Origin of the sequence: Proteiniborus sp. DW1 (assembly GCF_900095305.1) — a bacterium.
Taxonomy (GTDB): Bacteria; Bacillota; Clostridia; order Tissierellales; family Proteiniboraceae; genus Proteiniborus.
Genome location: NZ_FMDO01000044.1, coordinates 153,370 through 164,719 on the forward strand (window position 1 = coordinate 153,370; position 11,350 = coordinate 164,719).

Genomic DNA, 11,350 nt, shown 5'->3' on the forward strand with positions numbered 1-11,350 from the left:
TTGTCTGACTTAGCTACAGATTTGATTTATTCATTAAGCCACATATTGTATTTATCCTCAAGTCTTTGAAGTTCCTTACTTAACTCTTCATCTGAGTACTCTTCCTTTGAAAAAATTAATTTCATAAGATCCTTATGTAGCATCTGACGAAATTCATATAGGGTTGAATCTATTTGCTTATAAGGCTTTAATTCTCCAGCTTTTATCTTTTCTAGTATGTACTTTCTTAATATAATTGCATCTTTATTAACATCATTATCCAACTCAATTTTACTGATTTTTTCTTCTATATCTTTATTAACTGGATAACCGCCATAGGTTAGGTTGTTAAACATTGAAAGCTGAACTTCGTCATCTAATAATCCGTTTAAAAAATCTATTGCAAGGTCAGTATTTTTACCATTTCTATTAATAATAAATCCTGATGTTGATAATGCAGTATCTACATCTAGTCTAGGTAGTATCAATACATTTTCCTTTTCTATATATGAGCTTGTAACAAATGACTTTAAGGCACGTACTCCAAATCTCCGCTCTAGCATATTATTGTCGTTCCAGAAATCAAACTCTTTGGTTTTAAGGTGTTCATTAGTATTATAATCAAAAAATGCATTATAATAATCCATATAGGAATATTGCTGATTGATTATGTAACTTCCTGAAAATAACTTTTCTCTTGCGATATTTATTAAATCCTTAATTTCGCTAGTATTTAGATAAATTACCTTCTTTTCTTTATCTATTATTTCTAAATCATTTAATGGTCTCTCTACAATATCTCTATATACGATGTAACTAAAGTTCACTTGTTCTTTATGCTTTATCCATTGTTCTTTAATCCTTGAGTACTCTTCATGTGTCCAATCAATATTAGGCTCTTCCATATCCAATTCATCAAGTGCACTTTTATTTAATACAGTTGAAATATAACTCATCCCAACTGGAACAAAGGAGTCCTTATATTTTAATGAATCATATACTTTATCATAGTTTGGAATTTTACCTTTGATATTTAATGCAATACCAGCATCTATATATTTGCCATAGTTTTCAGCAGTTGAAAAAAATACTAAAGTAGGCCCTTCTTTCATATATAGCTTGGTGTTGAGCTTCTGGATATAGTCATCATAATTGCTAAAGTTTATTTTTTCAAAATTTACTTTTATACCTTTCTCCGCTTCAAATTTCATTATATATCTAGCTAGTTCAGGAAAAGATTTATAAAGTTCGTCCTCATTAGTAAAATGTGCGATAATAGATATTTCTCTCTGTCCGTCACCTTTGTCCGTATTATTTTTAGAACTATTTAAAGAACACCCAATAGTTAAAAATGCTAGGAAAATACTCAAAACAAGCATAACAGATTTTTTCATAACTCAACACCTCTTTACTCATTAAGCCATATTCTATATTTTGTCTCAAGCTTTTGCAGCTCTTCGCTCAATTCTTCATCAGTGTAAAGCTCATCTGCAAAGATGTATTCTACAAAATCCAAATAGAGCTTGCTTTGTAACTCTTGTTTCTTTATGCTGCTATGATAGCGCTCGTAATTACCAAGTTCAATTTGATTTATTAAATATTTTCTCAGTCCTATAGATTCTTCATTAATCCCTTTTTCTGTTTCAATTTTGCTGATTTCATTCTCTATTTCTTTATTAACCGGATATGGACTATACTCCTTTGTAAACATTTCTAGTTGATTGTCATCTTCTAATAATTCATTTATAAATTCCATTCCTAGCTCTATGTTCTTTCCATTTGCGTTAACTATAAATCCCCATGTATCAAATATATTGTCTTCTCCATAAACGACATTTGGCAAGATAACTTTATTATCATCGCTTGCAATTTAATAGAAACGCAGCACGTTCTTTAACCCAGTCATAATCATTATCTGTGAGCATTATAGTGATTTCTTTTGGATTATCTATTTTCTTACCTACGTCTTTTGTACCATTAGTACTGCTTACAGTAAATAGTAAAAATACAATAATTAATATAAAGAGATTAGCTTTTTTCATTATGATTCCTCCAACTTTTTATAGCTGACTCTAGTTCTTTTGATGAACGAGAGAAAATTTAAAAGATAATGGTTTTTTTTGGTATTTTTGTACTCCATTTAGTTTATTATACCACTTAATGTAATCAAATCCAACCTTTGTATATTGTTTTTATATGATTCATAAAAATAAATAAAGCTAAGGTTATCCTCAGCTTTACTTTTATATATATAATATTTTTTACTTCAATGTATGAATTGAACTCCCTAATGGTAAATGTGATGTTTTCATAACTGTTTTAGAAAGAGTTGGATGAGGATGGATTACTTTTGCTAGGTCTGCCAGAGTTCCTTCTAGTTCCTTTGTCATGACTCCTTCTGCTAAAGCCTTTCCGTTTGTACTTAGTGAGGATGTGCCTACTATGATATCAAACATTTCATGAAAGCAAAGTTATTGCTTCATCCAATAACAATAACTCAACTTCCTAACTTTTTTCATTTCCATTTCGGTAAGACATCTAAAATTCAACTATTTCGTCATATAGATCAAGATTTTCGTGTGATATAATAATGATTAGTTTTGATCTTCTATTCTTTTCAATTAATTGATAAAAACTCTTTTTACTTTCTTTATCTAATGCAGAGGTAGGCTCATCAAATATCCATACATCTGCTGATGATAAAAAAGTACGAGCTAAAGCTATTTTTTGACGTTCTCCACCAGATACTTCATCATTCAGTGAATCCAGTTCACTATCAAATCCATCTTTTTTTGAGTTAGCAATATTTGCAATATTAAAATTATCAAGAATAAACTCTGTTTCAAAATCTCGTTCTTCTAAAGGATTTTCAATCTCACTCTTACAAAATAGATTATCAGTCAATGATTCACTTAAAATAAATGGTCTTTGTTCTACAATAGATATTTTTGAAGTTATTACCTTTGAGAAGTTTATATCTTTTAGTGGATAATCATTGATAAAAATGTTACCATGAAAATCTAAACCATACAACCCAGCCAATAAATTAATAAATGTAGTTTTTCCACTTCCATTGCTGCCTTTAATCCAGTAAATTTTACCTTTCTCGAATTGTTTACTTAACTCAAACACAGTATCTTTATCATACTTAAAGCTTACATTATCGAAATAGATTCTTTCTACAGAATTAATATTGATATTCCCATATTTATGCTCTTCATGGCTTGTATATTGCATTAGTCTATCATAACTAGATTTTACATTCTGCAATTGAGTACCTAATTGTAAAAAATAGTCTGTTGAATTTAGCAGTTTTGAAAAATAACTAGTCAAAACCACAAAAATTCCTATGCTCATATTTCCGTGTAGTACCATATTACCGCCATATAGATACAAAGAAACCTGAGCGGCTATAGTAATTGCTGATGTAAAGAAGTTAAAGATATTTGATAGTTTTACTTGTTCAATTAGTTCATGCTTATAAGTATCAAAAACTAAATTTTGCTTTTCAACAGTTCTAGAAAAAAAACCATTTATTTTAATAGACCTTAAATTGCCTAATAAATTATATAATTTTCCAAAAAAATCAGATTGTTTATTTTTAACTTTTAGCGACTGATCATATAACTTATTCTTAAAGCCATAATAAATTATGCTATAACATCCTACAAGAATCATGAACAGAATAGACAGAGCTCTAGATTGCCTAAAAACAATAACGAAGACAGTAAAAATAATAGCTATGTTTACTAAAAGATCTCTAAATAATGTTATACAAAAAATCACTATTATATTACAATCATTATTTATCATTTGATTGAGTGATGATGGATTCACATTGCAAACTTCCCTATATGAAGCATTATATATTTTTTCAATACTTGAAATATTCGCTATGTAACCCGATTCACTTTGTATTCTAATATATTGTAAATTAGTAATATAAGATAATATAAATTGAATAAGTATTAAAATTACAAAACTCCCAACTAACTGTTGCAAGCTAACCATTGTATTCTTTCCAGTAATCATGTCAACAATCTGACCAGTTATCAAAGGTACAAAAACACCTATTAAACTAATCAATAAGGACAAAATTATATAAAATATATAGCTATATCTATGTTTATTTATATATTTGAAACCAAATTTAAGAATATCACTTATATTTTTCATCTCTACTCCTTATAATTAACCCATAATAAATTTACAGAGTACAAAATAAAGTTGCTTAAAATAAAAATACTCAATGCCCAAATCCATGAAAAACTCAAAGCCCCTGATAATAATTTGTTTATATCTATAAATTGTAAGAGATTAATAGCCGATTTTTTAGGCTCTGTGGGTGTTAAAAGAGATACTGATAGCATGACTATTCCAACCATGGATATTAGTATAGATATTTGCTGATTCTTTGATGCATAAGATACAAAGGTCGCTAATGAAAATGTTAAAAACATAAACAAAATGAATATAAGACTACTATACAAAGCTAGCTTTCCTATACTTATTACTATATCATAAGCTTGTAAAAATTCATTAGCATTTTCAAAGCTACCAAAGGCATATAATGCTTGACTATTTATTGTGGCAAAACTATCTATTCCCGACCCATATTTACAAAAGCCAATTATACACAAAATTATTATTGGGATTAATACTGAAAATAACGATAGAACAAATCTAGTAATAAATCTTATATTGAAGATTTTTGTTTTACTGTAGGGAAGTGTGAAAATTAACCTTACAGTTTCATTATCAAAGTCTTTTGACCATATATCAAAGTTAAAGAGTATAATTAGTACTATAGCAAGTAAACTCATGTAGCTACTGCCATTGAGTGAATCAATTAATAAGTACATTGCTGTTGGCTTTAAAGGATTAATCTCCGCCTCTATACCCACCTCATTATATTTCTCTGACAACATCCTTCTTTTATTCCATTCTCTTTCTACATCTCTATATAAACGAGTAATACCTGTTTCAATATTCATCTCATTTACTTCAATTAAACTTTCGTCTATTCTCTGTTCAACTTTAATAATTTTTTCTTTGTTTTCTTCAGGATCTTTCCATAAAAGACTAAGCGTTGTTAGGTTTTTTAAGTGGCTTTTCCATGTTTGATCCATGAGCTCTGCTTCTGGAGTACTAGGATGTCCGGGAAGTTCATCTATTAATCGCTCAAGTCGCCTTGTATAACGAGCTGACCATACTTTTGCATTATTAACTTCTTCATATAGCTTCTGTAGACGCTGTTGTGAATACCTCTCGTATTGCCTTTCATAATTTACTTGAAATATTAAAACTGTTATAACACAAGATATAATTAAAATTAAAATGTTTTTTTTAGAATAAAACATTTTAATTTCATTCTTAAATAGCCCCTTCATATTTATCACCGTACACTTTTTTATAATAACTTTCTAGGTCATTATGTTCTTTTCTTATATCAAGAACATATATATTCTCTTTGGATAAAGCCATCAATAACTTTCCTAGAGCCTTTTCTTCCTTACACGTGAAATAAATCCAAGTATCATCATCCTGCTCTGGCAGCAAATTGACTTCAGAAATATTTTGAATATGCTTTCTAGCTTCTTCACGCTCATGAACTAATATGCCATATGCAGCTTCTGATAGCAAATCTTCTGGCAATGGTCCATCATAAAGCTTATTCCCTTTATTAATGAAAATCACTCTGTCAACTATCTTCTCAACTTCACCTAGTTGATGTGAAGAAAATAAAATAGAAGAACCTTCTTGACGTATAAATTCCATTTGCTGACGCAGTTTGAAAACAGCCTGTGGATCTAAACCGTTTGTTGGCTCATCTAGTATTACTAATTTAGGCCTGTGCATAATTGTTAAAGCTAACATAAGTCTCATCTTCATTCCCATGGAATATTTGCCAGTAGCTTTTTTGATTTCTATTCCTAAACCGCTGAATTCTACCATCTCTTTCACTCTATTTTTATCTATTCCACGCCAATTAGCCATCATCTTCAAATGGTCTAAACCTGAAAGCTCTGGATATAGTGTAGGATGTTCTATACTGACACCCATATGAGCCAAAGCCTTTTGTCTCTCTTTTACAATAGAATGACCGTTAACTTCTATATTTCCATTATTTGTATGATATAAGCCACAAATGCATTTTAGTGTAGTGGATTTACCACTACCATTAGGACCTAAAAAACCTACTATCTCTTGCTCCTTAACTACAAAGCTCAAATCTGGAATAATGCAAGCCTTCCCAATATTTTTCCTTAAGTGCTCGACCTTCAATATATCTTTCATTGTTTCCTCCTAGCCTACATAATCTCTTTTTTCATTTATGACATAAAATACAATATGCATAATAATAATTGATATTATAAGTACAGCTGCTGATTTAAACCATGTATATGTAGCTGATCCTGTTGCAACATCCCAAGATGAATTAATGGAAAGTGGGTTGAAATACATCTTATTTGCTAACCTCTGTGAGACTAAATAGAAAACCGAAACTATAGTCAGTACAAAAGATGAACGCATGACACTAGTAAAGCTAAGTCCTATACCTACTCCTAATATGGTGAAGAAAATGACCTTTAATAAACTAATAATTAAAGAAATTAGCATGACCTTCCATAAAGGATAGATTGTAAGTATAGTTGCCGGATAATACCCTCCTTCAAACCATGGTCTCGTTCCATAAAATTTACCTAATCCATAATAGGAATATTCCTGAACATGTGTATATCCTGTAAATGAAGTAAATCCCTGTTCATAGACAAATATAGGATTTTGTAGCCCATTGAATCCATACTTAAAGCCAAAATAAAGTATAGGCAATATAAGTGTAATAACCAGAATACTCATTACAGATATAAGACCTAATTTGTAATAATAGCTTATTATATAGCTTCTTTTTTCAGGCAACATCTCAATAAGCTTGTTACTTCTATTTTTACGTTCTTCTAAAATAACAGCACCTGTAAAAATGATTACAAGTACAGCAAGTAATTGGTATGAATACTCTTCCAAGCCTACTTTATTGATATAAAATGTCCAAGGGGAAGCTGTTCCTGAATACAGTTGTTTTTCCCCTGATTTTGCTAATTCAAATCTTGCCTTTAGCGTTTGTTTAAGTCCATTATATACATACTCACAGGTTTCTTCACTCCAAGCATTATCTATACCTTTCATTCTAGCAATATCCCTTATAAGATGAAGCTGACTTGAATCAAAAGGACAATTAATGTCTAAGTTTAGAAGTTCTATTTCTTCCTTAAATACATCATGTGATAATGCCCTTCCATTATCAGGATTAGCTACAGTGTCCATATATGTCATAGTCATCTCAATATCACAGTACAGTTCATCCTTCCATGTGTCAGACGAAGTACTATTTTCTAATTTTTCAGCCATAACCTTATATTTTTCTAGCTTCCATTCTAAGTGTAAGATATAGTTATCCCATATCGGTTTCTCAGTCTCAGTTAGTTGTAAAAGCTCCATACCTGCTTTTTCCATTCTTATAAGCTCTTCTTGTTCGAGGGCAAGTAATTCATAGCGAATAGCAAGGTTATGCTTTGAGTTATGGGCAATTTTTTCTAAGCGAATAATAGTGTAGATATTTAGTATGATAAGTATAATAGCAAATGCTAAAGTAATTTTACTTTTCATAATAGATTTTATTGAGTATCTTATGGCAATTCCTCCCTTTCGCTTTTTTGTAGTGATGATGCTATCTCATATTTATTCTAGATCTTAGTCAAATACTATTCTTGTTTTGCTTTATGCTTTTGGATTTATTCCTTCTGGAGAATACTTAACTCCAGTAGGTGTAACACATACTTCAAAAGTGCCACAGTAACCCCCACAATCACGTGTACAATTATTATTACATGGGCTGCTATATGTAACAGTCCCAGAATTGTTTCCACATGAACAGGTATCTAATGGAGAAATCAATTCCAACGGATTTACTATAAAATTCATAACAAAACCTCACTTTCTATCAATTATAACACAAGCTAATATCATCATCTAAGTTTAAGTTTGTTACTACTTACCATTTTGTAATCTTGAAACAATTATTTGTTTTTATTACTCTGGTCAATTGAGAATAGCATCATCATAACTACCATAATAGCACTTATCTTAATTACTTGACGTAATAAGCTGATAGCTTTTTAGTATTGAACTAGTAATATTCTTCATTTGTAGCTCACAGTTCTTTACTTTATCACGACTTCTTCTTAATGGACAGCCTCCACCCATACAAATAGGTAAAATATTGCAGTTAGAACATTGCTCTGATAATGTAGGATCAAATAACATATAATCATAATATCTTTCTGGTAGATTAAGTACGGTGTTATTACCCACTTGACCAATACAAGCATTAATGTCTCCAATTTCTTCCCAGCATTTATATACGCTTCCATCGGGACCTATTACCCCAGTATTTACCCTATCGCATACACATATTGCATTAACTCTTTTCGGATAGAATAGAGTATTGCTAATCTGAAACCCCTCATCTCTACATAGGTCTACAAAATCATTTTTAACCTTACTATATTCCTCAAGTGTCAATGTATATAAATGCTCCACATCTGCTGGATCATAAACAGCTGCGATATCAAGTGCAATAAACTTAGATAAGGGGCTATTGGATATATATTTTAACAGTCCAAATGCTTCATCTTTATTATTTCTATCAGTATTGATCCTTACATTTATACGAGGTAATTCTTCCTTTTTTTCTTTGTATATATCAACTAGTGCATATAAATTATCTATAATTTTACTAAATGTTTTTCCACCATCTTTTAGATACCTCCGCTTATCGTGAGTTTCTTCTGTTCCATCTAATGTTATCTGTATGGTTTTTACCTTGTTTTTAACAAGCATCAAAAAATTCTTACGCGTTAATAAATACCCATTTGTTATAATACCTGCATCATAATTTACTCCATGTTCATTACATATCTCAATTATTTGCTCACTCATTCGGTCTATTCGCTTACTTTCTAGAAGCGGCTCACCACCATACCATGTAATACTTAATGTATGAATGCTATTTATCTTTGATTTAATAAAGCTAATAATTTTATTTTCTACATCATCTGTCATAACTTTATTTTCTAATACATCTTTTTCATAGCAATAAGGACATCTAAAGTTACAATCTGCCGTTGGAGCAATAGTCAATTGTAATATTTCTGTTGAAAACCTAGCTCTATACATATCATGCCTAATTGATGCCAACTCATCAAAATCATCTTGAATCAAAAATCCTCCATAAAACAAATCTTGCTTAAGTTTTTCATCACATTCGTTATTTGGATTCTCAAGGATTTTTAGGATAGTATCATATTTGGGATATGATACCTCTGCTAGAGCAGATGTTCGAGAATTATATGCCAATACGTTATTTCCGTTTTCAATGAATATATTATATTTTGAACTTTTCACTAAATCACCTCCGGATAATAAAGCACTCTTCATAACCACGTTAAACACTATTACTCACTTTAATAGTAAATAGAATACTTTTATTACTTAGTTAAGAAAATAAATTGCTAATTCTCAATACAAATAATCATTATATGCATTCCATAGCTTCATAAATAGTTATTTATTCTTTAAGCACCAACACTCGACTTTGTTCTTTCCACCAAGAATTGGTGGTTTTTCATTATCACTTGCTGATGCAACAGCAGATACTATACAAAGCTTAAAAATCATTATCATAAGTACCAAAACAATTTAAAATGTCTTAGTGGTTTCTTCATGATATCCCCTCCTTATTAAACATAATTCACCTTTGTCTTTGTGTTTTTTGTAACACTACAACAAAACACAGTCACGCCTGTTCAATATTATTTACTGTCAGTATATATGTTTTTTTTATCAATGTCAATTATAAAAGCTCGACAATATCTTACATCAGTAGTTTTATGATGTTGTTAAAAATATGTTGTTGCTTATATAAAAATAATCTGATATAGTGAGGTAAATTATATTTACTTATGGCGGTGATTAAAAATGACTAAACTAACCTTAGGACAAAAAATAAGAAAGGCACGGTTAGAAAAAAATCTTTCACAAAGTGAACTGGTAGGAAATTTTATTACAAGAAATATGTTAAGCAAGATAGAAAATGATTCTGCTAATCCTTCACTAAAAACTATTGAATACCTTGCAGAGAAGCTTGAGAAGCCAATATCATATTTTCTTGATAATTCAATTGTAATTGAAAACGGAAAAAAGAGTAGTATTGAACTGGCATTTGAACATTCAACATATTTGTTTAAGAATAAGGAATATGATGACTGCATTACTTATATAAAAAAAATATTAGAAGAGTATGATTGCTCAACTGACATAATAAATTATCCTAGAATCCTAAGCATTCTAGGAAGATGTTATGTTTACACTAACAAATCAGAGGATGCACAAAAAGCTTTTGAAGAATGCATTAAACTTCTAGATTTGAATAAAGATTATTATTATCTAATAGTTTCATATCTTAATCTAGGCTATATTTATTTTAATAATAATGAGTTCAAAGATGCAGAAAAATCTTCTAGAAAAGCTATTGAACTACTAAGCAATTCTCATATAGATAATGAGTTAATAGAAATTAAATTGTATTATGTCTTAGGATATTCTCTATTCGAGCAGCAAAAGTACATTGAAGCAATACCTCCTCTTTTATACTCTTTAGATATTTCTAAGGAATACAATTGCTTCTATAATGCAGGCAATATTCATATGCTTTTAGGCTTAGTATATGAACAAAATGGTGATATTAAAAAAGCAATATACCACACACAAAAGTCCATCGTTTTCTATGATTTCACAGAAAAATACGACCTCAAGGCTGCAAGCCAAAAAAACTTAGGTAATTATTATATTACAGAAGGTAATTATTCTGATGCCAAATTATATTTAATCGAAAGCATGAAATATTACGAGAAAACTAACAATCAATTAAAGGTTAATACAATAAAATCTGATATTATAGAAGTCTTAACTAAAGAGGAAAAATATATAGATACAATTAATCTCTCAAAAGAAGTAGATATTAACATTATCAAGGATACTGATAGAGCTTCTATATACAAAAACTTAGGTAAATGCTACATTTTTTTAAATGAATATAGTAAGGCAGAAAACTATCTTAATAAAGCTATAGAAATACTAGAAAAAAGCGAAAAGCTGAATACTCTTTACGATGCATATACTTTTTTAGCTGAGTTACATTCTTTGACTGATGATTATAAAAAAGCCTATGAATTTTCTAATAAATCAAAAGAAATACTAATAAAAATATAAGGCATAGTTAAACATTGCAAAATCATTTCTTAGAACCTTA

The 11,350-nt window shown here is 29.7% G+C and carries 12 protein-coding genes; 1 reads left to right on the forward strand and 11 read right to left on the reverse strand.

Features of this window, described 5'->3' with window-relative positions; genetic code table 11:
- Positions 1-26: 26 nt before the first annotated feature.
- From DW1_RS11865 to DW1_RS15945, 11 genes are all read right to left on the reverse strand, one after another.
- Positions 27-1,373 (reverse strand): ABC transporter substrate-binding protein, encoded by a 1,347-nt coding sequence (locus DW1_RS11865; protein WP_074350831.1) that lies wholly within the window; start codon positions 1,371-1,373, stop codon positions 27-29.
- 14 nt (positions 1,374-1,387) lie between these two features.
- A complete protein-coding gene (locus DW1_RS11870) occupies positions 1,388-1,822 on the reverse strand; it encodes a hypothetical protein (protein WP_074350832.1) in 435 nt (144 codons plus the stop codon).
- A gap of 13 nt (positions 1,823-1,835) precedes the next feature.
- Complete coding sequence (locus tag DW1_RS11875; RefSeq protein WP_074350833.1) at positions 1,836-2,021, reverse strand: hypothetical protein; 186 nt, start codon at positions 2,019-2,021, stop codon at positions 1,836-1,838.
- 219 nt (positions 2,022-2,240) lie between these two features.
- A complete protein-coding gene (locus DW1_RS11880) occupies positions 2,241-2,435 on the reverse strand; it encodes a hypothetical protein (protein WP_074350834.1) in 195 nt (64 codons plus the stop codon).
- Positions 2,436-2,517: 82 nt separating this feature from the next.
- Complete coding sequence (locus DW1_RS11885) at positions 2,518-4,155, reverse strand: ATP-binding cassette domain-containing protein (RefSeq protein ID WP_074350835.1); 1,638 nt, start codon at positions 4,153-4,155, stop codon at positions 2,518-2,520.
- A gap of 2 nt (positions 4,156-4,157) precedes the next feature.
- Positions 4,158-5,369, reverse strand: a complete 1,212-nt coding sequence (locus tag DW1_RS11890; RefSeq protein WP_074350836.1) for an ABC transporter permease — start codon at positions 5,367-5,369, stop codon at positions 4,158-4,160.
- Entirely contained in the window at positions 5,353-6,276 is a 924-nt protein-coding gene (locus DW1_RS11895) for an ABC transporter ATP-binding protein (protein ID WP_074350837.1), read from the reverse strand. Before DW1_RS11895 ends, DW1_RS11890 begins: the two co-directional genes overlap by 17 nt.
- A gap of 9 nt (positions 6,277-6,285) precedes the next feature.
- A complete protein-coding gene (locus DW1_RS11900) occupies positions 6,286-7,647 on the reverse strand; it encodes a hypothetical protein (RefSeq protein WP_074350838.1) in 1,362 nt (453 codons plus the stop codon).
- A gap of 111 nt (positions 7,648-7,758) precedes the next feature.
- Entirely contained in the window at positions 7,759-7,962 is a 204-nt protein-coding gene (locus DW1_RS11905) for a hypothetical protein (protein ID WP_074350839.1), read from the reverse strand.
- Between the two features lie 162 nt (positions 7,963-8,124).
- On the reverse strand, positions 8,125-9,444 hold the full coding sequence (locus tag DW1_RS11910; protein ID WP_074350840.1) for a radical SAM/SPASM domain-containing protein: 1,320 nt from the start codon (positions 9,442-9,444) through the stop codon (positions 8,125-8,127).
- 159 nt (positions 9,445-9,603) lie between these two features.
- Positions 9,604-9,732, reverse strand: coding sequence for a hypothetical protein (locus DW1_RS15945; RefSeq protein ID WP_278335757.1), 129 nt, complete (start codon positions 9,730-9,732; stop codon positions 9,604-9,606).
- A gap of 285 nt (positions 9,733-10,017) precedes the next feature.
- Between DW1_RS15945 and DW1_RS11915 the strand changes: the two genes are divergently transcribed.
- Positions 10,018-11,310 (forward strand): helix-turn-helix domain-containing protein, encoded by a 1,293-nt coding sequence (locus DW1_RS11915; RefSeq protein ID WP_074350841.1) that lies wholly within the window; start codon positions 10,018-10,020, stop codon positions 11,308-11,310.
- Positions 11,311-11,350: the final 40 nt, after the last annotated feature.